Source organism: Novosphingobium malaysiense (assembly GCF_000802225.1).
In the GTDB taxonomy this organism is placed as follows: Bacteria; Pseudomonadota; Alphaproteobacteria; order Sphingomonadales; family Sphingomonadaceae; genus Novosphingobium; species Novosphingobium malaysiense.
This window is the reverse complement of the sequence record NZ_JTDI01000005.1, coordinates 109151-130400: the sequence shown is the minus strand read 5'-3', so window position 1 is coordinate 130400 and position 21250 is coordinate 109151. Positions and strand designations below refer to the sequence as shown.

Annotated in this window: 22 protein-coding genes; 11 read left to right on the top strand and 11 right to left on the bottom strand. The window is 63.9% G+C overall.

Annotated features, from left to right (window positions below):
• The first annotated feature begins 250 nt into the window (after window positions 1–250).
• A complete protein-coding gene (locus LK12_RS16305; RefSeq protein ID WP_039286335.1) occupies window positions 251–676 on the top strand; it encodes a cupin domain-containing protein in 426 nt (141 codons plus the stop codon).
• Between the two features lie 32 nt (window positions 677–708).
• The gene (locus LK12_RS16300) at window positions 709–2331 is read left to right on the top strand and encodes an AMP-binding protein (RefSeq protein WP_039286333.1); all 1623 of its coding nucleotides are present in this window, start codon (window positions 709–711) and stop codon (window positions 2329–2331) included.
• A 97-nt stretch (window positions 2332–2428) separates the two neighbouring features.
• On the opposite strand, the gene LK12_RS16295 is transcribed toward LK12_RS16300, so the two are convergent.
• The 6 genes from LK12_RS16295 to LK12_RS16270 all read right to left on the bottom strand — a co-directional run bounded on the left by LK12_RS16295 (window position 2429) and on the right by LK12_RS16270 (window position 9033).
• Complete coding sequence (locus LK12_RS16295; protein ID WP_039286331.1) at window positions 2429–2659, bottom strand: biotin/lipoyl-containing protein; 231 nt, start codon at window positions 2657–2659, stop codon at window positions 2429–2431.
• Window positions 2656–3687 (bottom strand): alpha-ketoacid dehydrogenase subunit beta, encoded by a 1032-nt coding sequence (locus LK12_RS16290; protein ID WP_039286329.1) that lies wholly within the window; start codon window positions 3685–3687, stop codon window positions 2656–2658. The genes LK12_RS16295 and LK12_RS16290 overlap by 4 nt, the downstream gene beginning before the upstream one ends.
• Window positions 3674–4663: a thiamine pyrophosphate-dependent dehydrogenase E1 component subunit alpha gene (locus tag LK12_RS16285; protein WP_197063555.1), complete on the bottom strand. Its 990-nt coding sequence runs from the start codon at window positions 4661–4663 to the stop codon at window positions 3674–3676. The genes LK12_RS16290 and LK12_RS16285 overlap by 14 nt, the downstream gene beginning before the upstream one ends.
• A complete protein-coding gene (locus tag LK12_RS16280; RefSeq protein WP_039286328.1) occupies window positions 4660–5451 on the bottom strand; it encodes an SDR family oxidoreductase in 792 nt (263 codons plus the stop codon). Before LK12_RS16280 ends, LK12_RS16285 begins: the two co-directional genes overlap by 4 nt.
• Before the next feature lie 128 nt (window positions 5452–5579).
• On the bottom strand, window positions 5580–6764 hold the full coding sequence (locus LK12_RS16275; RefSeq protein ID WP_039286326.1) for a thiolase family protein: 1185 nt from the start codon (window positions 6762–6764) through the stop codon (window positions 5580–5582).
• A gap of 28 nt (window positions 6765–6792) precedes the next feature.
• The gene (locus LK12_RS16270; RefSeq protein ID WP_039286324.1) at window positions 6793–9033 is read right to left on the bottom strand and encodes a TonB-dependent receptor; all 2241 of its coding nucleotides are present in this window, start codon (window positions 9031–9033) and stop codon (window positions 6793–6795) included.
• Between the two features lie 433 nt (window positions 9034–9466).
• Here LK12_RS16270 and LK12_RS16265 point away from each other — a divergent pair, with 433 nt between their 5' ends.
• Window positions 9467–10921 carry an aromatic ring-hydroxylating oxygenase subunit alpha gene (locus tag LK12_RS16265; protein ID WP_039286323.1) on the top strand — a complete coding sequence of 485 codons (1455 nt, stop codon included), beginning with the start codon at window positions 9467–9469 and terminating at the stop codon, window positions 10919–10921.
• A gap of 232 nt (window positions 10922–11153) precedes the next feature.
• Here the strand turns inward: LK12_RS16265 and LK12_RS16260 are convergent, their stop codons facing one another.
• From LK12_RS16260 to LK12_RS16240, 5 genes are all read right to left on the bottom strand, one after another.
• Window positions 11154–12089 (bottom strand): TauD/TfdA dioxygenase family protein, encoded by a 936-nt coding sequence (locus tag LK12_RS16260; RefSeq protein WP_039286321.1) that lies wholly within the window; start codon window positions 12087–12089, stop codon window positions 11154–11156.
• A gap of 177 nt (window positions 12090–12266) precedes the next feature.
• On the bottom strand, window positions 12267–12902 hold the full coding sequence (locus LK12_RS16255) for an NrsF family protein (protein WP_039286319.1): 636 nt from the start codon (window positions 12900–12902) through the stop codon (window positions 12267–12269).
• Between the two features lie 3 nt (window positions 12903–12905).
• Window positions 12906–13436 carry a sigma-70 family RNA polymerase sigma factor gene (locus LK12_RS16250; RefSeq protein WP_039286317.1) on the bottom strand — a complete coding sequence of 177 codons (531 nt, stop codon included), beginning with the start codon at window positions 13434–13436 and terminating at the stop codon, window positions 12906–12908.
• A complete protein-coding gene (locus LK12_RS16245) occupies window positions 13426–13890 on the bottom strand; it encodes a DoxX family protein (protein WP_039286315.1) in 465 nt (154 codons plus the stop codon). Before LK12_RS16245 ends, LK12_RS16250 begins: the two co-directional genes overlap by 11 nt.
• Window positions 13891–13896: 6 nt before the next feature.
• Window positions 13897–14184 (bottom strand): BufA1 family periplasmic bufferin-type metallophore, encoded by a 288-nt coding sequence (locus LK12_RS16240; protein ID WP_039286313.1) that lies wholly within the window; start codon window positions 14182–14184, stop codon window positions 13897–13899.
• 169 nt (window positions 14185–14353) lie between these two features.
• On the opposite strand from LK12_RS16240, the gene bufA2 reads away from it, so the two are divergent.
• The 8 genes from bufA2 (at window position 14354) to LK12_RS16205 (ending at window position 21215) form a co-directional block, all read left to right on the top strand.
• A complete protein-coding gene (gene bufA2 / locus LK12_RS16235) occupies window positions 14354–14638 on the top strand; it encodes a BufA2 family periplasmic bufferin-type metallophore (protein ID WP_039286311.1) in 285 nt (94 codons plus the stop codon).
• 88 nt (window positions 14639–14726) lie between these two features.
• Complete coding sequence (bufB, locus tag LK12_RS16230; RefSeq protein ID WP_039286309.1) at window positions 14727–15566, top strand: MNIO family bufferin maturase; 840 nt, start codon at window positions 14727–14729, stop codon at window positions 15564–15566.
• Complete coding sequence (locus LK12_RS23885; RefSeq protein ID WP_052223495.1) at window positions 15563–16366, top strand: HvfC/BufC N-terminal domain-containing protein; 804 nt, start codon at window positions 15563–15565, stop codon at window positions 16364–16366. The genes bufB and LK12_RS23885 overlap by 4 nt, the downstream gene beginning before the upstream one ends.
• A 172-nt stretch (window positions 16367–16538) precedes the next feature.
• On the top strand, window positions 16539–16865 hold the full coding sequence (locus LK12_RS16220) for a UrcA family protein (protein ID WP_039286307.1): 327 nt from the start codon (window positions 16539–16541) through the stop codon (window positions 16863–16865).
• Complete coding sequence (locus LK12_RS24685; RefSeq protein WP_156135517.1) at window positions 16862–17008, top strand: hypothetical protein; 147 nt, start codon at window positions 16862–16864, stop codon at window positions 17006–17008. The genes LK12_RS16220 and LK12_RS24685 overlap by 4 nt, the downstream gene beginning before the upstream one ends.
• Before the next feature lie 198 nt (window positions 17009–17206).
• Complete coding sequence (locus LK12_RS16215) at window positions 17207–17800, top strand: CC0125/CC1285 family lipoprotein (protein WP_231568386.1); 594 nt, start codon at window positions 17207–17209, stop codon at window positions 17798–17800.
• 38 nt (window positions 17801–17838) lie between these two features.
• Entirely contained in the window at window positions 17839–18543 is a 705-nt protein-coding gene (locus LK12_RS16210; protein ID WP_156135516.1) for a hypothetical protein, read from the top strand.
• Window positions 18544–18824: 281 nt separating this feature from the next.
• Window positions 18825–21215: an outer membrane beta-barrel protein gene (locus tag LK12_RS16205; RefSeq protein WP_039286304.1), complete on the top strand. Its 2391-nt coding sequence runs from the start codon at window positions 18825–18827 to the stop codon at window positions 21213–21215.
• Window positions 21216–21250 lie beyond the last annotated feature (35 nt).

Here is a 21250-nt window from a genome sequence, read left to right as displayed (position 1 = left end):
TGCAGTCCTGTCAATCGCGATCCCGCGTTCGGTCATTCCTCTTCATGCACGCGGTCACTCTAGACCATGAAGAAGCGCGGACACGGAAACGGTTCTCTCCCATCCGACAATTCCGTCATTCTCGCACATGTCGGGCCCGAGGACCTTGCCTAACGCTCTACCAGCACTCGCGGCAAAAGTCTGCGCGAATGCCGAAAGTACGTTTTAACCCGAATGCAGATCGGGGGACCCAATGGCGAGGAGAGCCCATATGTCGATGAGAACCGAGGATTTTCTGCTGACGGTGAAGGACCTTCCCTGGCATTCGCTTGGGAACGGGGCCACCTTCCGGCTGTTACGGCACAACGTCGACACGGGGCAGTACGTCATCATCCTGCGTTTGGAGGCCGGTGGCATGTTCAAGTCCCACAAACACTACGGTGCCGCCGAGTTCTATATGCTCGAGGGCGAAATGACGTATGGTGACGGTCAGAAGGCAAAAGCCGGGGATTACGGTTGGGAGGCGATGTACGCGCTTCATCCGGACACCCGCGTCGAAGTCGATACGGAGTTGTTCTTCATCGGCTATGGTCCGGTCATCTTCGATACGCCGAGCAACGAAACACCGATGATCCTGGACGGCGGCCTTCTCAAGTCCATCACCGAAGGGGCCGTGCAGGCGAGCTTCACGGCCTGATCGCGAAAAACGAAAACGTGGCGGGGAGAGAGATGAACAGAACGCCGGAGCAGCAGGTCGAAGACCTGATCGCACGTCATTCGCGGCACGAGCCCCTCGTATCGGTTCTTTGCGAGACACACGATCGCGCAGCGGTCGCCTTCCGTTTCGTCGATGCCGACATGCGCTGCACGGAGCTGACCCATGGCGAACTGGCGGATCGCTCCCGGCAACTCGCCGCAGGCCTCGTCGGCATCGGCCTAGGGCGCGGCGACCGCGTGGCCACCCTGATGGACAAGAGCGAGGACTACGTCGCCACGCTCCTCGCCATCTGGCGGCTGGGCGCCGTGCACGTGCCGCTCTTTACCGCCTTTGCCTATGCCGCCATCGAACTGCGAGTATCCGGTAGCAAGGCAAAGGCGCTGGTTTTCGATGATCGTTACCGCTCTAACCTCAGGCTAGACGGCGGCGAGGACCTGCATTCGTCGGGCATCACGATGATCGCGGCGGGTGAAGCGGAGACGGGAGAAATCGCCCTTGCCGATCTGTTTCGCGATGTCCCGCCCGAGGGCATCCCCGCGCCCGCCATCGGCCCGGACGATCCGATCATCCACATCTTCACCTCAGGCACCACTGGCAAGGCGAAGGGCGTGGTCGTGCCCAAGAGCGCGCTGGCATGCTTCGAGGTCTATGGTCGCTTTGCGCTCGATCTGCGCAAGGACGACGTGTTCTGGAACGCGGCGGATCCCGGCTGGGCCTACGGCCTCTACTTCGCCATTCTCCTGCCGATGCTGTCGGGGATTCCGTCCCTGCTGCTCAAGCCACGGTTCTCGGCGGAACTGGCCGTGGCGCTGCTGGAGACTTTCGAGGTTACCAATTTCGCCGGCGCGCCCACGATCTATCGCGCCCTCATGGCATGTGAACGGCAGCCAAGCGGCGTTAATCTGCGCTGTGCATCCAGCGCCGGAGAGCCATTGACGCCCGACGTCAATCAGTGGGCGCCCGCCGCTCTCGGTGTGGCCGTGCACGACCAGTACGGTCAGACCGAGGCCTCCATGCTGATCAACAACCATCAGCACCCCGACTTGCGCAGCCCGCTCAAGCCGGGATCGATGGGGCGGCCAATGCCGGGATGGACGGCGGAAATTCTTGCCGAAGACGAGGACCGCCCGCTGCCTGCGAACGAGAAAGGGCGCCTCGCCTTCGATCTGGAGCGCAGTCCGCTCGCCTGGTTTTCGGGCTATACCGGCATCTCGGCCCAGGAAGCGGGCAAGATCAGTGCGGACGGTCGCTGGTACATTACCGGCGATGTCGCCTATCGCGACGAGGACGGCGACTTCTTCTTCGCTTCACGCGACGACGACGTCATCATCATGGCCGGCTATCGCATCGGACCTTTCGACATCGAATCCGTACTCGTCGATCATCCCGCTGTTGCCGAAGCGGCCGTGGTCGCCCGACCGGACCGGTCGAAAGGCGAGATCGTCGCCGCCTACGTGGTCCTGAACAAGGACCGCGCTCCCTCGAACGATCTTGCCGCCGAACTGCAGGCCTGGGTCAAGACGCGCTACTCGGCGCATGCCTATCCGCGGGTGGTGGAGTTCGTGGAGACGCTGCCGCGCACGCCTGCGGGCAAGATCCAGCGCTATCGGTTGAGACAGCTGCAATCGGCCTGACGCGCCCCATTCGACATGGGCATCGCAAAAAAGGGAGCTGCGGATTCAACCCGCAGCTCCCTTTTTTCGTATCGGTCGGCGCTCGCCGCCGGAACTCTCAGGCTATGTGACCGATCACGGTCCCGCCCGCGACTTCGGCCTCCTCGCTGACGGCGATGCGCAGGCTGCCCGCGGCCGGGGCGGTCATTTCGTAGCTGGTCTTGCCGACCATCACTTCGGCGACCACGCTGCCCTCGGCAACGGCATCGCCTTCGCCATAGAGCCACGATGACAGAACGGCGTCTTCGCCGTCCTCCCACAGGCCTTCGGGGACAACAATCGGCGTCATAGGGCAGGCTCCAGCATGGCTTGGGCGGCTTCGAGTACCTTGCCGGCACTCGGCAGAACGTGATGTTCCATCGCCGGGGAAAATGGGATCGGGACGTCCGGATGGGCGATGCGGCGCGGCGTGGCCTTCAGCGAAATGGCGCCGTCCTCGCATACGCTGGCGATGACTTCGGCGCCCACGCCGTAGCTCAGGTAATCGTCGTCGACGACGAGCAACCGCCCGGTGCGGCCGACCGACTGGCGCACGGTCGCCCGGTCCAGCGGGGCGATCGAGACGAGATCGATCACCTCGGCCTCGATCCCCGACTTCGCGAGCGTTTCGGCTGCGTCCAGCGCATGGTGGACGCCGAGCCCCAGACTCACGATCGTGAGATCGCGACCTTCGCGTGCGATCTGCGCCCGATCCAGCGGCACGGTATAGTCGCCATCCGGAACATGGGTGATCGAGCGCTTGACGGTGCCGAGCCATCCCATGCCCTGCAGGGCCTTGTGGAACATGAAGATCACCGGGTTGGGATCGCGGATAGCCGCAAGCATCAGCCCCTTCGCATCGTGCGCATTGGAGGGCATGACCACCTTCATGCCGGGCAGGTGACCGAACGTCGCATAAAGGCACTGGCTATGTTGCCCGGCATCGCCGTATCCACCGCCGACCGAGGTCATCAGCACCATCGGACAGGTGACCTGACCGCCGGAGAAATAGCTCTGCTTGGCAGCGAGATTGTAGATCGCGTCCATGCATACGCCGAAGAAGTCCACGAACATGAGTTCGACGACCGGCCTGAATCCCGCTCCGGCCAGCCCCACGGCGGCGCCGATGAACCCGGTTTCCGAAATAGGCGTGTCGCGCACGCGCTCGGGGCCGAATTTCTCGAGCAGTCCGGTGGTGGTTCCGAAGACCCCGCCCAGCTTGGCGATGTCTTCTCCCATGACCATCACCGCAGAATCGGCAGCCATTTCCTGGCCGATGGCCTCGGACATGGCGCGGGCAATAGTAAGTTTGCGCGTAGGCGCTTCAGGCGAAGACATGGTCGTAGACCTCCGATGGGTCGGGCAGGGCAGCCGCGCGGGCGGCCGTGAACGCGGCATCGACCTGCCGCTGCGATTCCGCCTCTGCAGCATCGAGATCGGCGGCGTCGAACCCTTCGGCCAGCAGGCGTTCGCGGTAACGGGGGATGGGATCCAGGGCCTTCAGCCGATCGACTTCACCGGGGGGGCGATAGCCCTCGGCATCGCCCATGAAGTGGCCTTCGAGGCGGCAGGTCTCGATTTCGATGAGGCTCGGCCCTTCGCCCCGGCGCGCACGCGCGATGGCCTCACCGGCCACCGCATGAACGGCGTCGGGATCGTTGCCGGCGACGAAATGACCCGGCATCGCGTAGGCTGCAGCCCTGTCGGCATTGCGGGCCACTGCGGTGCAATCCTTCTTGGCGACCGAAATGCCGTAGGCGTTGTCCTCGATGACGAAGACTACGGGGGCATTCCAGACGGCGGCAAGGTTCAGCGCTTCATGAAAGGCGCCCTGATTGGCAGCACCATCGCCCAGGTAGGCGATCGCCACGCTGTCCTCGCCGCGCATCTTCGCTGCCAGTGCCGCGCCCACGGCGGGGCCCAGCCCCTGCGCAATGATGCCCGAACAGGCGAAGTTCACCTTGGCGTCGAACAGGTGCATGTGGCCGCCGCGGCCTCCGGACAGGCCCGTGGCTTTGCCGAAGATTTCCGCGGTCATGGCATCGAGGTCGACGCCCTTGGCGATCGCGACATGGTGCGGCCTGTGGGTGGCGGTGACTGTGTCGTCCGCCCGCAAGTGGGCGCAGACCCCTACCGCGCAGGGCTCCTGGCCATCGGAAAGGTGCATCTCCCCGGGCAGCGGTCCCTTAGCCATGTTGAAGACCGGGGTCTTGCCCTCGAAGTAAGCCGGCTTGATGCAGGCTTCGAAATGGCGGCTCTTGACCATTGTGGCATACATCCACAACCGGTCGTTCTGGTTGCTCTTGGCGTTCATTGGGCGACGTATCCTCCGTCGATGACTAGTTCGATCCCCGTTACAAAGCGCGCCTCGTCGCTGGCGAGGTAGACGGCGCCGAGAGCAATATCCTCCGGCATGCCGAGGGTTTTGATCGGGCACATCGCGCTCACCGCCCCCCATGGGTCGTCGCGAGGAAGCAGGCCGGCTTCCAGCCATTCGTCGACGACCTCCTCGAGCATGGGCGTGCGGATGAAGCCGGGATGGATGGAATTGCAGCGGATCGAATGTCCGGCAGCGGGCCAGTCGACCGCGAGGCTCTTGCTGAGATGCCGAACCGCGCCTTTCGACGTGTTGTAGGCAAGCTGGTTGGGATAGGCGACCAGCCCGGCGATGGACGAGATGTTCACCACGCTGGACGATCCGCCCCGCGCCTGCGCTGCCGAGGCCAGCGCCCCGGTCAGGATCCGGCAGCCGAGAAAGATGCCGTCGACATTGATCGCCATGAGCGAGCGCCATTCGTCCAGACTGTATTCGGCCGTCGGCTTGACGCATTCGATGCCGGCATTGTTGACCAAGATGTCGAGCTTGCCGGCATTCTGACGCGAAAGCAGCTCGGCGAGCGCCTGCCAGTCCTCTTCGCGGGCGACATCCACGCGGCGGGCGGTTCCACCGCATTCGCGGGCAACGCTATTCGCCCCTTCCTCGTCGATGTCGACAGCGATGACATGCGCGCCTTCCCGGGCCATGGCGCGAGCGATTTGCGCACCGATCCCCCGTCCCGCACCGGTCACGACGGCCATCTTGTCCGCCAATCTTCCCGCCATGCCGCCTCCCGGTCTTCCTGTCTTGCCAAAGCGTGACGCGAAACCTAGCCAGCCGCCGGGCGATTGCTTGTGCCAGACTGACGGCTCGCTTGGCTTTTCGTGGTCCGATTTCTGTACGCGTTCGGGCGCTAGACAAGCTCGAGAGCAAGAGCGGTGGCCTCGCCGCCACCGATGCACAGCGATGCCACGCCCCGCCGCAACCCGCGTGCCTGCAAGGCGGCAATGAGCGTGACCACGATCCGCGCCCCGCTCGCCCCGATCGGATGGCCGAGGGCCGTCGCGCCGCCGTTCACGTTGAGGCGATTGTCGGGAATGCCGAGTTCGCGAGCCGCAATCATGGCCACGACGGCAAATGCCTCGTTCACTTCGAACAGGTCCACGTCCGCAACGCTCCAGCCGGTCTTGCGCAGCAGCTTCTCGATCGCCGGGACCGGCGCAGTCGGGAAATCCGCGGGTGCATGGGCATGAGCCGAGGAGGCAAGAATACGCGCCGCCACCGGCAGGCCCAAACGCTGCGCCACGCTCTGCCGCGTCAGGACCAGTGCGGCGGCACCGTCGGATATCGAGGATGCATTGGCGGCAGTGACGGTCCCATCCGGCGTGAACGCCGGCTTCATCGCGGCAATGCGATCCGGCCGCGCCTTGCCGGGTTGCTCGTCGGTTTCGACCAGCACGTCCCCGCCGCGAGTGCGCACCGGAACGGGCACGATCTCGCCAGCGAAGGCGCCTCTCTCGATGGCCGCCAGCGCCCGGTCCAGCGAGCGCAGGGCATAGGCATCCTGCGCCTCGCGGGCGAACCCGAGGTTCCGCGCTGCCGCGTCGGCGAATACCCCCATGACCTTGCCGGGCTCGTAGGCGTCCTCGAGCCCGTCGTGCAGCATGGTGTCGACCAGGCCGTCGTGGCCGAGCCTTTTGCCGCTGCGGTGCCCCAGCAGGGCGAACGGCGCATTGCTCATGCTCTCCATCCCGCCGGCGACGGCGACGTCGATGCAACCGGCCGCCAGCGCCTCGAACGCCATGATGGCGGCCTGCATGCCCGACCCGCACATCTTGTTGACCGTCGTCGCCTCGACCGAGTTGGGCAGACCGGCTCCCAGTGCCGCCTGCCGGGCCGGCGCCTGGCGCAGGCCCGTGGGCAGCACGCACCCCATGTAGATGCGCTCGATCTGCTGCGGGGGCACGCCCGAGCGCTCGACTGCAGCGCCCACCGCTGCCGCACCCAAGCCGGTCGCCGGCACGGCGGACAAGTCGCCCATGAAGCCGCCCATGGGCGTACGCGCATATCCGGCGACGACTACGGGGTCATCCATCATCGGCAGGTTCCTCCGGTTCGACGCGGCCTCAGAACGAAGCGGACATGGTCACGCCATAGCTCCGCCGGGCGCCGTAGAACTGCGGCGAGAACCCGATGCTGGTGAGATCGGTCGCGTTTTGCAGGTAGGTCGTATCAGTGAGATTGCGGCCCCAGAGCGCCACTTCGAACGTGCCTCCCGGCGGCTTGATCGATAGGCGGGCATCGAGCGTGCTGTAGCCCTCGTCCCCGATCAGCTTGATCTTGGTGGAATCGAAGTAGCGCCGCCCGACGAAGCTGTAGTCCACCCTTGCGGACGCCCCCCAGCCGCTGTCGAGTTCGAGATCATATGTCGCGGCGATATTTCCGCTCCAGTCGGGTGCGCCGGGTAGCGGGTTCCCCGAAAAGTCCAGTGCCTCGCCGGTCACCGGATCGATGGCGGCATTGGGATAATCGGCAAAGCGGGCGTGCAGCCAGCCGATGCCGCCATCGATCCGGAAGTTGCGCGTCGGGCGCAGAGTGAAGTCGGTCTCGACACCATAGATGTGCGCGCTTGCCGCGTTCTGGATGGTGAGCGAGGGAATGCCGTTGGTCGTTGGACGCACGGCGAAGACCTGCATGTCTCCGTAATCGTTGTAGAACCCGGCAATATTGAAGCGCAAGGCGCCACCCAGCAGAGTCGACTTGACGCCGGCCTCGTAAGCCGTGTTCGTCTCCGGTGAAAACGGCTCGGCCTCTGCCGGCGAGGAAAGCGGCGTCAGGTAAACCCCGCCCTGCTTGAAGCTGTGACTTATGGACGCATAGGCCATCACGTCGGGCGTCACGTCGTACTCAACCGCTGCGCGGTAGGACCAGCGCCCGAAGCCCTGCTTCACCCGCCGATAGGGAATGATCGGAATCGGATCGGCGTTCGGCACATCGGGATTGAACAGGCCGTAGACCAGCGACGTGGCAACTTCGCTGTCGAGCTTGTCCTTGGTGTAGCGAAGTCCGCCGGTGATCCGGAAGTCCGGCGTCAGCGAATAGGTCGCCTGGGCATAGCCGGCATAGCTGCGCGTGGTGCGGCCCGCATCGATCGCAAGCGGAAGATCGGCGCCGAGCGGTTCGAGCTCTCCCAGCAGGTCGACCTTCACGGGGTAGTGCAGCTTGTCCCACGAATAGAACAGACCCGCGATCCATTGCAGCGGACCGGTCTCGCCCGACAGGTTGAATTCCTGCGAGAACGACCGCGTCCGGTTAAGGAAATAGACCTCGTCCAGCGATTGCGGCGAACCGTCGACGTCGGCGGGGACATAGCCCTTGGACTTGTCGTAGCCGGTCACCGACTTCAGCGCGACGGCGCCAAGCTGATACTCGATGATGTTGGTGATCCCGAGGTCCCACTGATCGGTGCGAGTGCTGATGTTGTAGTTCACGATGCGCGGATCGTCGGGATAGGGATCGGCATAGCCCAGGGCATTGACGCCACCGGGAAACGTCCCGATTGGCTTGCCCACGGGATAGTCGCTCTTGTTACGTCCGGCATAGCCGATCGTCGTGATCTTCAGGTCCGCATTCGGCTCGATCACGGAGACTATGCGGGCGGCCTGCATGTCCACGACATGCCCGCGGGAATTGTTGTAGATATTGATCCGGTCGCCGTCGGTCCGCCGCGTGCTTCCCGAAATGCGCAGGCGAAAGGCATCACTGACCGGGATGGTCACGGCCGCCTCGAAGGCACGCTCGCCGAAGCGCCCGACGGTGGCAGAGGCATAGCCTTCGAAATAGTATCCCGGCCGCCGCGAGACGTAGGACACCGCCCCGCCCGTCGTGTTCTTGCCGAAAAGCGTACCTTGCGGCCCCTTGAGAACCTCGATCCGCTGGAGATCGAAGATCGGGTAGACCTGCGAGGCTGCAGCCACCAGCGCGAATTCGTCACGATAGACCGCGATCGGCGAGACCGAGCTCGAATTGAAGTCGTTGAGGCCGATGCCGCGGATGAAGATATTGGGCGTGTTGCCGAAGATGCGCACCTGCGTATTCGGAGCGAGGCGGGCGAAGGACAACGTGTCGGTCAGGTTCGCTTCCTTGATCGTCTCGTCGGAAAGCGCCGTGATCGAGATCGGCACGTCCTGCAGGCTCTGCTCGCGCCGCTGCGCGGTAACCACGATGGCTCCATCCGGCAGGCTGTCTGTCGCATCCGCGGTCTGCTGCCCCTGGTCCATGGACTGCGCGTTGGCGCTCGTCGCGACCGGCATCAAGGCGATGGCCGTCAGCACGGAGGCCAGGTGAACGGCGGAAGGCGTTCTCATGTTGTCACTCCCATCTTTTCCGGGCCCCTTGCAGCGGACCATGCGGTTGTCAGGGATGCTCTCTATGAGGGAGCGCGCGCCTGAACATGTATGGAAGTGACGAAAAGCCATGTTCCATGCGAACGAAGAGAGCCGCCGGGCTGCGCAGCCGCTTTGCCCTTGGGTCGAGGGGAAGAACCGTAGGTCTTCGGACACTTTCCCGCTCAGGCAATTCTAAGTTGGCGGCGGTCAAGGCCCTTGTTGATTTGGGTCAAAGGCGATTCTCCCCCCTGGGCCGATCCTGATGCCGTCGGACTGGCACGGTCCGGCACGAACAAGAACAGCCGCTTCGCCGCGATGACGCGCATTTTCCGCGAGGACCGGCGAGCGACGCGCAGGTTAGCAACGGTTAGGGCATCTTTCACGTGCCTGCCACGCTCCGGGAGTACCCACCATGAACTATTCGGACCCAAAGCTGAAAGACGCGCTCGCCCCCGGCGCCGCGCGATGTCCGGCAATCAGCACGCAAGAGATCATCGCCGGTGACGCAGTCCCCGCGCCGAAGTGGGTCCGTTCGGAAAGCTACTCCTTTCTGGGCGACGAGGACATTTCCGCCGACCGCTACATCAGCGCCGACTACGCGCAGGGCGAAGTCGAGCGCATGTGGCCGCGCACTTGGCAGTTCGCCTGCCGCGAGGAGCACATCCCGGAAGTCGGCGACTACTATGTCTACGACGTCGGCCCCTATTCGCTGATCATCACACGCGTCGGCGAGGACGACATCCGCGCCTACTTCAACTCCTGCCTGCACCGCGGCACCAAGTTGCGCCATTCGGGCACCGAGGGCACCGCGAGCGAATTCAAGTGCCCGTTCCACGCCTGGAGCTGGAATATCGACGGCAGCTGCAAGACGGTGCTCGCCGACTGGGATTTCCCCCACGCCCGGAAAGAGGACCTGGACCTGCCGCAAGCCAAGGTCGCCACGCTCGGCGGTTTCGTGTTCATCAACATGGACCCGGATTCCCCAAGCCTCGAGGAGTACATCGGGCCAGAGGCGCTCGAGCACTTCAAGGCCTGGAAACTGGAGGACCGGTACGTCTTCTGTCACGTCAAGAAGCGAATTCCGGCAAACTGGAAGCTCAACCAGGAGGCCTTCCACGAGGCTTACCACGTTCTCGCAACACACCCGCAGGTATCGCCCTCCAATGGCGACGTGAACTCGCAGTACGACACGTACGGCGACCACGTGAACCGCTTCATCTCGACGCTCGGCGTGGTCAGCCCGCATCTTTACGGCAAGGTCACCGAACAGGATGTGTTCGAGCAGTTCGTCATCGGCGATCCCAGCGCTCTGGAGGGTTCCGAGCGCCGTCTGGCCGAAGGCGAGACCGCGCGGGCAGCCATGGCCCGGCTGTTCCGCAAGACGTTCGAAGAGGCAAACCACGTCGACCTTACGGATGTCTCCGATTCCGAACTTCTCGATTGCTTCAGCTACAGCGTCTATCCGAACATGTTCGTGTTCCCGGGCGTGTCGCTGCCCATGGTCTACCGCTTCCTCCCGGACCGGCACGACCATCGCAAGAGCACGATGGAAGTGCTGTTCCTGCGACCCAAGCCGAGTGACGGCAGTTCTTTCGAGACGGCAGAGATGCAAGTGCTGCGCGACGACCAGTCGTTCACCGAAGCGGAAGGCATGGACCCGGGATTCGGCGGCATCCTCGACCAGGATACCGACAACCTGCTGCTGCAGCAGGAAGGCCTGGAAGCGGCATCGAAAAAGTCGCTGACCCTGGCCAATTACCAGGAAGTGCGCATCCGGCACTGCGAGCAGTCGACGGACCGCTACATGGCGATGCCGCCGCTGGAGGTCGACTGGCACAGGCAGCAGAAGTGCGGCCGGCACTCCTGATCCGCGAAGCCGCCCGGTGGGGACCGGGCGGCGACGGCCACGGCCCGCCACCGGCATTACCGTCGGGCGATGCCAGATGCTTGCACCGCTCGGGCGCGCCTTCTCCCACGACCACCGAAACTGCTTCCTCCCGCGTCGGGAGGAAACATGCGTGACTGCACTGCCCCATCCGCACCTTTGATACGGTGAAGCCGGGACGCCAGGGGATACTCCTCGCGCCCCGCTCTGTGTCTCAGGCGATGACTGCTTCCTCGACGGGCTTTTCCCACCATCCGTGACACAGCGGCCCCTTGATCGTGGTGCGGTGAATTTCGCGCGGTTCGTCTGGATTACTGCCGGTCGCCTCGTGAAGCACGCGGGTGTTGTCCCAGACCACCATGTCGCCGGGTTCCCATTCGTGGTAGTAGACCTTCATCACGCGTTCGGCTTCTTTCCAGACTTCCTCCAGCCGGGCAAAGGCCTCGTCGCTGCGATCGCCTTCAAGGCCGCGGCAACCATAGGCACACATGTGAAACACCTTCTCGCCCGAAGGCCGGGTCCACACCGCCGGATGGACCGCGCAGGGCCCGTTCTCGTTCTCCTCGCTCAACGTGTTGTCGTGCTGCTTCACGAGACGGAAGTGATCCGGCAGGCCGAAGCGCTGGCGATCGTATCGAAGATCGAGGTTGTAGAGGACGTTCATTTCCTCTGCCTTGGCGCGAATGGCCGGGTCCATGTCGTTGTAGATCTGGACCCCGCAGGCAAACGCCGTACGCCCGCCGTCCTTCGCGATCTTGATCGAGCGAAGGACGGCGGCATACATCATCTCATCGTTATAGGCGTGGTCGAAGTGCCAGGGCTGCCACGTCACGAGCGGCTTGCCATCGATCTCGACGATGCACGATCCGGGCCCGGAAGCGATGACGATCACGCCGGGCAGAGCATCGCGGTCGGCGCGCTGCACCTGATAGACCGGATGCTCCTTGAGCGGTCCGAAAACCTCGCTCAGTTTCACCTGCATGGCACTCGTCTGCTCTATGTCCTTGCAAACGATCACGCCTTTTTCCTGCAGCAAATGCCGCAATTCGGCACGAACGCTCTCGTCGTCCAATGCCGCGCTGGTAACGCCGGTGACTTGCACCCCGAAAGGAATTGCCGTGTCCAGTGGCTGCGCTTCGATCGATGCCATAAGTCCTGTCTCCCGTATAATTCGCCCGAATTTAGGTAGAGGGGGACAGGCGGTATTTGCTGCAGATCAATTAAGGGAGGCCCGAAAGATGAATATCAGGTGGGCTGGGTCACTGCAGTCAGCGGCATCACGGAGACATTCGACCTTGCAACAGCCTGGGCCGCTGCAAGGTCCACGCTACCAGCGCAGCCAACGCGCCACCACGTAGCGCCCGACCAGGCCCGCGATCGCCACCGGGGCCACGTGCCAAATCCCCAGATGCACAATCGTGTCGACCGGGCAGGACAGCCCGTAAGCGACCGAGCCCATGGCTCCGGCCGCTGTCCCCAGATAAAGGCCGGCGAGCCGCTGCGAAACCGGCGCGCCCTTGCGCAGCCATGCGAACAGTGCGCCTGCCACCAGGAGCGATGCGGCCAGGCCCATGACCGTGCATTCCGCCCCAGCCAGATCCACCACTGGCCCCGCCCCCGGCCTGTAAGCAGCGAAGACGCCGGCCGCAGGCAGTACCCCCACCATGGCCATCGCCCACTTCGGCCCGTCGTGGTTCGAGCCGACCCGGGGTGAGGCCATGGTCACCACCGCCAGAATGCAGGCGATGCCGAGCAGGAGCAGCAGGCCGTTCACCAGGACGAAGAAGACGGACACGCCGTCATGCAGGAGGCCATGCCTGGCCCCCAGAAGAAACAGCACCGCAAGTATTGTGACCATGAATGCAAGGCCAGCCAGAGCGAGCCCCTGCCCCCGCTGCAGGGGACGAACCGGAACGGCATCGGCCGCTATCCGATCGATCAGATCCCGGGTTGCGTCGTCCATGGGTCAGTTGGCCTTTTCGATGAGCGCGGACAATTTCCGGAGACCGCGATGAATATTCACTTTGACGAGCGCCTTGCTCTGACCGCTGCGCTCGGACGCCTCGGTGATCGAGTAGCCCTCGATCCGTACCAGCTCGATGGCCTTGGCCTGCGCCGGGGGGAGTTGATCCAGCAGGCGGTCGAGGCTGATTCGCGCCAGAACGACATCGCCCGCATCGCCCGTTGTCGCCGTGTCCTCCGACAATTCCTCGGTGCGTGTGCGGTAATCGCGCCGCAGGTGATCGACCCAGCGATAGCGGGCAATCGCAGCCAGCCAGGGGAGAAACGGACGCGAAGGATCATAGCTTGAACGTTTCGCGTGAAGCGAGATCAGCACTTCCTGCACCAGGTCGTCGAGCTTTTCTGGCCCGATCCGCCGGTGAAAATAACGCCGAAGCCACTTGGCGGTCTCCTCCAGCAACACGGTATAGGCCTGCCGGTCGCCTGCTTGCGCAGCACGCATCAACCTTGCCAGAGTTGCATCGTCACCGGTCATCGGCAAACCACCGCGCGGCCACCGCGTCGACAGCGAACATCCCACTGCCCCGCGAAACGAGAGTCAGGGCCAGAGCCACCCAAAGGATATGTACACTCCACCAGGCATCGGGGAAGACAAAGATCTGGATGGTCATGGTCATGCCCAGCAGGGCCAGCGCGGAAAGGCGAGTGGCTAGCCCGAGCACGAGGAGAATCGGCAAGACCGTTTCGCAAACGAGCGCGATGTTTGCAGCCATGTCCGCAGGCAGCGGAACCCCCGAGTAATCATTTTCGAACAGATAGCGGGCGCCGTCGCTCAACTGCAGCCAAGTGCCTTCCACTACCTTGCTGCGGCCGGAGCGCCAGAAGACGCCCGCAAGCGCCAGACGCACGAAGGCCAGGGCAACCCCCTCCCCCACGCTGCCGCGCAGGAACGCGACAATGCCGCCCCAGATGATCCGCACCCGCTCCATTCCGGATCAGCGCTTGATGGGCGTCAGCGAACCGGGCCCCTTGGGCGTCTCAATCGAGGTGCAGGTTCCTTTCCGCACGAGCTTCCAGGCATTTCCCTGATAATCGCGAGTGGAAGTTCCTGCACAGCTGGTTCCCGGACCTGCAGCACAATCGTTCTTGCCGGCCTTGGCCACGCCGTAGCATTTCTCCATCTCGGTCTTGCCGGAATCGGCGGCGGACCGGCCTGCCACTCCCGCGGCAAGAACTCCCGTCAGGGCCAGGCCTGCCAACGAGGCAATCGAACGAGCCTGCATGTGTCTTCTCCTGTTGCCTGCCCCAGCCGGCGCCGGGGCTCACCGGGACATTCGGTCGCCATGCCCGGAAGGTTACAGGGCGAAAAAATTGCCGAGCTGTAACCCACGGCGCCTCTCCACCGAATGACCCCACGCCCGTCGAGGCAAACAGTCATTCAGGAGATCATCGATGCCGATTTCGCGTAAGACCGCTTTCGCCGCAGCCGCTGCCAGCATGGCGCTGTCCTCCGCTGCGGCCTTCGCCGCGCAGTCCCCGGCCGGGAGCAGCGGTGCCGCCGTCGGGGCAGCCGATACCGTCCACTGCTACGGCGTGAACGCCTGCAAGGGTCACGCCGACTGCAAGACGACGCTGCACGAATGCAAGGGCATGAACGCGTGCAAGGGCCAGGGTTTCAAGGCCATGGCCGCCGGCGCCTGTCTGACCAAGGGAGGCACGATCAGCGATCTCAACTGATCTGCCCGCCCCGGCGGCCCGGCCCTGGCTCTAGCCCCCGCCTCGCCGGGGCCGGGTCGCCGCTTCCCTCCGTGGAGACCCTGCAAGAATGACGGACCTCGCACGCTTCGAAGGATTCGGACTGGGGCTTCGCCGTCCCCACTACCGCCAATTCACAAACGACAAGATCGACGTAGATTTCGTCGAGGTCATCTCCGAAAACTTCATGGTCGATGGCGGGCAGCCGCTCGCCGTGCTCGAAGCTGTCCGCAGCAGGCACGAGGTCGTCCTGCATGGGGTATCGCTTTCGCCCGGCTCGGCGCACGGTCTGGACAGGGATTATCTCGCGCGGCTCGCGGCACTGGCAGACCGGATCGAACCCTTGTGGATTTCCGATCACTTGTGCTGGACCCGCACCAGCGCCCACAACAGCCACGATCTCCTGCCCCTGCCCTATACCGCCGAAGCACTGGATATCGCCTGCACCAACGTGGCTATCGCACAGGAGCAGCTACGCCGGCCGATCCTGCTGGAAAATCCCTCCAGCTATCTCAGCTTTCCCGAAAACGAGATGGCTGAGTGGGAATTTCTCGCGGAAGTGGTCGGCCGAACGGGTTGCTACCTGCTGCTCGATGTCAACAACGTCCATGTCAGCGCCCACAATCACGGATTTGCGGCAAGCGAGTATCTGGATGGCCTGCCGCTGGACCGGGTGCGACAGATACACCTGGCCGGCCACACGCCTGGCAAGATCGCGATCGACACGCACGACCGCGAAGTGTGCGAGGCCGTGTGGAACCTGCTGGCCGATGCACTCGGCCGCACAGGTCCGACCGCCATCATGATCGAGCGCGACGATGCCATTCCGCCGCTTCCGGAGCTGCTCGACGAGCTGGTCCGGGCCCGCCACATCGCTGCCCTCGCAAACGGGGAGCTGACCACCGCATGAGACTCGCCCTGCTTCAAAGCCAGTTTCTCGAAGGGTTGAGATCGGATGCGAGCGCCCTTCCCGCGCATTGGAAGCAGCGTGAAAGGGCCGGCTATGCAATCTACCGCGAGGCCTATCGCGCGCGGCTGATCGCGGCCTTGCACGAAACCTATCCACGCACGGCCCGCCTTGTCGGCAACGAGGCCTTCCAAAAGGCGGCGGCTCATCACGTGATCACGTCACCGCCGACAAGCTGGACGCTCGACGATGCAGGCCGCGGATTTGCGCAAACTCTCGAAGACCTGTTCCGACGCGACCCCGAAGTTGCCGAACTGGCCTGGATCGAATGGGCCATGCAGAACGCCTTCTCCGCCCGCGACATGTCGCCGCTGGATGCCAGCGGGTTCTCGAATGTCTCGGCGCAGTTCGCGGACGAGGACTGGCATGACATGCGACTGGACTTCGTGCCTGCGCTCGCACTTCGGCAGGTAAACCACGATTGCCGAACCCTCTGGCGGGCCCTGGCGCAAGAGCGCGCGAATGCAGCGGTGCCCAGCTCCCCACTTCTGCCCGAACCGGCAGGATGCGCGGTCTGGCGCGAAGGGTTGCGCGCCACCTTCACGATGCTCGACGGCGCCGAAGCCCGGGCCCTGGCAATGATGATCGATGGCGCCGGATATGGCGCGGCCTGCGAGCTACTGGTCGCACTGATGGGGGAGGAGCAGGCCCTTTCGGTCGCGAGCGCGATGCTGGGACGGTGGCTCTCCCACGGCTGGATTGCGTCGGTCAACTCGTCGAGCGAAGGGGCGTCGCACGATTAGCCGACGCGGGAACTCGTCCGGGGCGCCAGCGTTAATCTTAGGCCTACATAGGCGCCAGAAACGCGCAGGGCATATTCCGGATCGCTGCGGAATGGTTCTGAACTCCAAAGCCAGACAGTTCCATTAGCCTCCCGATACCTGCTCGTGCGCAGAAACATTGGGAGAGCCGAACATGATCAAGCCAGCAATAGTCCTGCTCGCGACGATTTCGGCCTTCGCCGGACTTGTTCCGACCCAGGCGGAATCGCGGATTCAGCGCACAGCCGTTGTCAAATACAGCGACCTCGACTTGCAGCAGCCACGGCAACTCGCGGTGCTCGACCGCCGCTTGCGCGAAGCAGTCTGGCAAGTCTGCGGCAAACCAGTCATGCCCGGCCTGAAAAGGTTCGACGACTGGCATCGCTGCGTGGGCGAAGCCCGCAAATCGGCCGAGGAGGGGCGCGAATACGCCCTGGGCAATGCGACAAACGCCAAGACCCGCGTGCTCATAGAAAGTTGAAATTAACTTTCGAAGGCCACGCCCTGCCCATTGCCGGCAATGGGGCGGTATTTCCCAGCGGTAAGGCTTTCGGCTTCAACGCCTTCCTGCCTCGCAACGACGACAAGGCGAACGATGCCGAGGGTGATTTCTTCGAAGGCTAAGGCAAGCCTGGCACATAGCAGGCTATCGATATCCCGACATCAAGTGCGTGATTGCCCAACCGTCGGGTAGCTGTCGGCACCAATGCAGGGGAAGGTGGAAATTTCTGATTTTTGTCAAGGAATGGTCAGCTTGAAACTTCATATAAGAAAACGGTAATAGAATCACGGAGGCGACGGTCGTCGCCCAGGAGGATGTTCATGCGGTTCGGCAAACGGGGTATGCTAGCGACCGGAATGACGGCGCTGTCGTTCGCGCTGGCAGCATGCAGTACCATGGGAAGCACCCCATACCAGCCGCTGAGCGCCACCAGTCCGGCAGCAGGCGGATTTTCCGAAATGCGTATCGCTCCGGACCAGTACCGGGTGACGTTTGCGGGGAACCGCCTGACCTCTCGCGAGACCGTGGAATCCTATCTGCTGTACCGGGCTGCCGAACTCACTGTCGAGCAGGGGTACGACTGGTTCGCCATCGTCGACCGCGAGGTCGAGCACCGGGTCGATCGCAGCACCTATCCCGATCCCCGCTACGACCCGTGGTTCGCACCCGACTATGTCTATTGGCGGCCTTACTGGCGTTACTATGCCCCCGGCACCGGATGGAACAGCTGGTACCCCTATTACGGCGATCCGTTCTGGGCGAACCGGGTGCAATCGCAAACCGTCGAGCGCTTCGAAGCGACTGCTGAAATCCACATGGGGCATGGCGCCATGCCGGCGACGAATGTGCGGGCATTCGATGCGCGCGACGTGATTGCCCGCATCGGCCCGGATATCCGCAGACCCCGCGACTGAGCGGGAATAACCTTGGGCTTTCAGGAGGAGACGAGGAAATGAAGGCAAACACTTCCATGGCTCGGGCAATGGCCAGCGTCCTGGCCACGGTGTCGCTGGCGGCCGTGACCGTGCCCGCTCTGGCGGATAGCGGCCCGGGTGGCGGCGGTGGCGCCGGCGGTATGGGCGGCGCGGGCCCGGGCGGCGCAATGCCGTCCAGCCAGGGGACGATGGACCGCACCAGGGATCAGGACCGGTTGCAGGACGGCACCGGCGATCAGGACAGGGATCGCGACCGGGATCGCCTGCAAGACGGTTCGGGCGACCGCGATCAGGACCGTTTGCGGGACCGCGACCGGATCAACGTGGATCAGGCAGTCGTCGGCCAGATGGCAAGCTGGCAACTGCTCAGCGATCAGGAACGCCTGCAGTTTCACAACCGGATGCAGCAGGCAACGTCCGCAGAGGAGCGGAACCGGATCCGCTCCGAGTTCCAGAACACGATTCGCGAGCGCGCCGGCGACCTTGGGGTATCGGCACCGTTCGGCCCGCAGCGCCCCGGATCCGGCATGCGCGATGGCTACTACCTTGCCCAGATGCTGACCGCGCAGGAACGCCTGGCGTTCCACCAGCGTATGCGGGCCGCGAACAGCAGCGAGGAACGCAATCGCATTCGCACGGAGATGCAGACGACCGCGCGCGAACGGGCACGCGAAATGGGCATAGACGTGCCCGCGTGGTTCGCTGGCGGGCCGAACAAGTGAGAGGCTTCCCCTCGGGCGCGGGACTCCAACGGGTCCCGCAACTGAGGGGCTCTCGTGGTGCAGGCGATGGTACGCTCGCCGTCCGGGTGCATTCTTGAGGCGCAGGCGCAAGGGGAAAGGACCAGTCAGGCGGAAGCACGATTTCAGCATTCGGGACATTAACGAAGCAATTCGCCGGGGCCGCCACTCGAACGTGGCGGCAATATGGGGCGATGCAAAAGGCGACAGGGGGACTTGGGGGAATGCACAGGGCGCGGCAGGCAAGCGCAGCAGTGCTAACGATGGCCTGCGGGCTGCCGATGCCGGCATTTGCGCAGGCATCGAGAAACACAGATGCGAAAGAAGCCCGGCCGGCAGCATCGAAAGAGCAAATCGACGCGGGAATCGAGTTCGGCGCGGGCTACAACGACAACATCTATGTGACGCGCAATCGCGAGCAGGACGATTTCTACTTTTTCGTGCGTCCCTTTGTTCGGGCCGAAATCGGCTCGGCGACAACCAGTCTGACGGTTCGCGGGGACGGTGAAATCGGGCGTTACGCGGACCTTGGCAGCGAGAATTACGAGGATTGGTCGCTGGCGGCGGACGGCAGGGCCCGCCTGTCCGCAGCCTTCTCGATGATCGGTGGTGGGGAATGGGAATGGGAGCACGAAAACCGCGCTTCGCCCGAAGCCGTGGCCGGCACCGAGCCCACGAGATACCAGCGCGGCTACGGCTACCTCGGGCTGCTGGGCTCATCCGGCCAATTCAGCAGCAGGCTTGCCGGCACCGTGACTCGCTATGTGTTCAAGGACGTTCCAGGGGCCGGCCAAACCATCAACAACGACGACCGCGATCGCGTGCAGAGCGAGATCGGCGCACGCGGCGGGGTGAAGCTCAAGTCCGGGGCCGAACTCTTCGCGCAAGGCACGTTCAACTGGCGCGATTACGACAGCCGGTTCGACGATTGGGGCTATCAACGAAATTCGCATGGCTATTCGGCCGGCATCGGTCTGCGCGGCAAGCTGGGCGAAGAGCTGAGCGGCGAGGTCTTTGCCGGCTGGATGGAACAGGATTACCGCGACGTTGCGCTGCCCGGCGTCAGCACGTGGGATTTCGGCGTGGTGCTGGACTGGCAAGGTAAGCACGGCCTCGGCGGATCGGTGCGGATTGATCGCAGCGTCGAGGAGACCACGCTTCCGGGCGCGTCTGCCTACATTCTGACCTCGGGCCGAGTTTCGTTGCGAAGCGACCTTTCCCCGCGGGTCAGTGCCGGGATCGGCGTGAGCGGAAACCATTATCACTACGTCGGGGCGGACCGCACGGAATTCGTGATCGGCGGTGACGTGTGGGGGCGCTACTGGCTCAACCGGCACCTCTATGTCGGCACCAGCTACATGTATGGCGAGCGCAACTCCAATGCAGCAGGTTTCGACTACGAACAAAGTCGCTTCCAGATCAGCATAGGCGCCGAACTGAGTCCGCATTTTGCCGCCGATACGCCCCGCCTCGCGCTGGGCGGCTCGGTCCCGGCTGGCGCCTACGCCGGTATCCTGTTCGGGCAAGGAACGCTGATTACCGGTCTGGACGGCCCTCGCGGCCAGGGCGAAAACACGGCGGACTTCGGCGATCATGGGGCTGCGGCAGTGGCGGTGGCCGGTTTCGGCGCTCTCGCCGGCTCGCTGTATCTCGGTGCGGAAGTGGAAGGAACCCTCGGCGGGCCAGACTGGAAGCATTCGGGCGACCGCATGTTCTCGCTGGGCAAGGACGATGCCTTTGGGGTCTCCGCTCGACTTGGCTGGGCGACTGCGCAACGCAACCTCGTCTACGGAAGGTTCGGCATGCTCTCGACACGCTTGCGCACCGCCTACATCTACGAAGAAAATGTCTATTCGGAAGCAGCCCGCCACACAGGGCTGTCCGCCGGGATCGGCGTCGAAGCCCCAGCCGGAGCTGCCGGGTTCATACGCGCTGAATACATCACCGTGTCCTATGACGATTACGATGTTCCTGCCAGCGCAGGGGCGTTCGACAACTTTTCATCGAGCGAAACCCAGTTCCGGATCGGCGGCGGCGTTCGCTTCGGCCGGGCCCCATCTGCGGACGACGCCTTGCCGCCAGTCGAGTTCGGCGGCCCCTATGTGGGCCTGGAGGTGGGCCATGGCGCCCTGACCTCCAGCAACCAGGGCACACGCAGCGGTGGCGCGGAGCTGGACGTCACGCGCGCCAGCCGTGGCGGCCTGATCGGCCTCTACGCAGGTTTCGGCGCGGTCATCGACCGAACCTATCTGGGCGTGGAAGCGGAAGGGGACGTTTCGACGGTCAACTGGAACATCGAACGGGACCCTTCGGGCCGGGTCTATTCCGCGGATCACGACTATTCCTTTGGTGGCTCGGCCCGTGCGGGGGCCCTGATCGGCGATGCAGCGCTGGTCTATGGCCGCATCGGCGTGGTCCGCACCCGTTTCGACATTCGATACGCGACGTCATCCCAGGCCGTTCGATCGACCGAGACCCGCACGGGCCTGCGCTATGGTGTCGGGCTCGAGATCGGGCTTGGCGGGCGAGCTCGGTTACGGGCCGATTACGCGATCACCGAGTATAGTGCCTACGACGTCGAGTACGCGGAAAATTCCGACCGTTTCAAGCATGGCGAAAGTCTCTTCAGACTCGGACTGTCGTGGTCACTTTAGCATCGCGAGGGGCGAGAAGCCGGTTTTGATTTCCA

What these genes read in the sequence shown, in the direction of transcription:
- LK12_RS16305 (WP_039286335.1), top strand. Translation starts at nt 251, where the DNA reads ATGTCGATGAGAACCGAGGATTTTCTGCTGACGGTGAAGGACCTTCCC.
- LK12_RS16300 (WP_039286333.1), top strand. Translation starts at nt 709, where the DNA reads ATGAACAGAACGCCGGAGCAGCAGGTCGAAGACCTGATCGCACGTCAT.
- LK12_RS16295 (WP_039286331.1), bottom strand. Translation starts at nt 2,659, where the DNA reads ATGACGCCGATTGTTGTCCCCGAAGGCCTGTGGGAGGACGGCGAAGAC.
- LK12_RS16290 (WP_039286329.1), bottom strand. Translation starts at nt 3,687, where the DNA reads ATGTCTTCGCCTGAAGCGCCTACGCGCAAACTTACTATTGCCCGCGCC.
- LK12_RS16285 (WP_197063555.1), bottom strand. Translation starts at nt 4,663, where the DNA reads ATGAACGCCAAGAGCAACCAGAACGACCGGTTGTGGATGTATGCCACA.
- LK12_RS16280 (WP_039286328.1), bottom strand. Translation starts at nt 5,451, where the DNA reads ATGGCGGGAAGATTGGCGGACAAGATGGCCGTCGTGACCGGTGCGGGA.
- LK12_RS16275 (WP_039286326.1), bottom strand. Translation starts at nt 6,764, where the DNA reads ATGATGGATGACCCCGTAGTCGTCGCCGGATATGCGCGTACGCCCATG.
- LK12_RS16270 (WP_039286324.1), bottom strand. Translation starts at nt 9,033, where the DNA reads ATGAGAACGCCTTCCGCCGTTCACCTGGCCTCCGTGCTGACGGCCATC.
- LK12_RS16265 (WP_039286323.1), top strand. Translation starts at nt 9,467, where the DNA reads ATGAACTATTCGGACCCAAAGCTGAAAGACGCGCTCGCCCCCGGCGCC.
- LK12_RS16260 (WP_039286321.1), bottom strand. Translation starts at nt 12,089, where the DNA reads ATGGCATCGATCGAAGCGCAGCCACTGGACACGGCAATTCCTTTCGGG.
- LK12_RS16255 (WP_039286319.1), bottom strand. Translation starts at nt 12,902, where the DNA reads ATGGACGACGCAACCCGGGATCTGATCGATCGGATAGCGGCCGATGCC.
- LK12_RS16250 (WP_039286317.1), bottom strand. Translation starts at nt 13,436, where the DNA reads ATGACCGGTGACGATGCAACTCTGGCAAGGTTGATGCGTGCTGCGCAA.
- LK12_RS16245 (WP_039286315.1), bottom strand. Translation starts at nt 13,890, where the DNA reads ATGGAGCGGGTGCGGATCATCTGGGGCGGCATTGTCGCGTTCCTGCGC.
- LK12_RS16240 (WP_039286313.1), bottom strand. Translation starts at nt 14,184, where the DNA reads ATGCAGGCTCGTTCGATTGCCTCGTTGGCAGGCCTGGCCCTGACGGGA.
- bufA2 (WP_039286311.1), top strand. Translation starts at nt 14,354, where the DNA reads ATGCCGATTTCGCGTAAGACCGCTTTCGCCGCAGCCGCTGCCAGCATG.
- bufB (WP_039286309.1), top strand. Translation starts at nt 14,727, where the DNA reads ATGACGGACCTCGCACGCTTCGAAGGATTCGGACTGGGGCTTCGCCGT.
- LK12_RS23885 (WP_052223495.1), top strand. Translation starts at nt 15,563, where the DNA reads ATGAGACTCGCCCTGCTTCAAAGCCAGTTTCTCGAAGGGTTGAGATCG.
- LK12_RS16220 (WP_039286307.1), top strand. Translation starts at nt 16,539, where the DNA reads ATGATCAAGCCAGCAATAGTCCTGCTCGCGACGATTTCGGCCTTCGCC.
- LK12_RS16215 (WP_231568386.1), top strand. Translation starts at nt 17,207, where the DNA reads ATGCGGTTCGGCAAACGGGGTATGCTAGCGACCGGAATGACGGCGCTG.
- LK12_RS16210 (WP_156135516.1), top strand. Translation starts at nt 17,839, where the DNA reads ATGAAGGCAAACACTTCCATGGCTCGGGCAATGGCCAGCGTCCTGGCC.
- LK12_RS16205 (WP_039286304.1), top strand. Translation starts at nt 18,825, where the DNA reads ATGGCCTGCGGGCTGCCGATGCCGGCATTTGCGCAGGCATCGAGAAAC.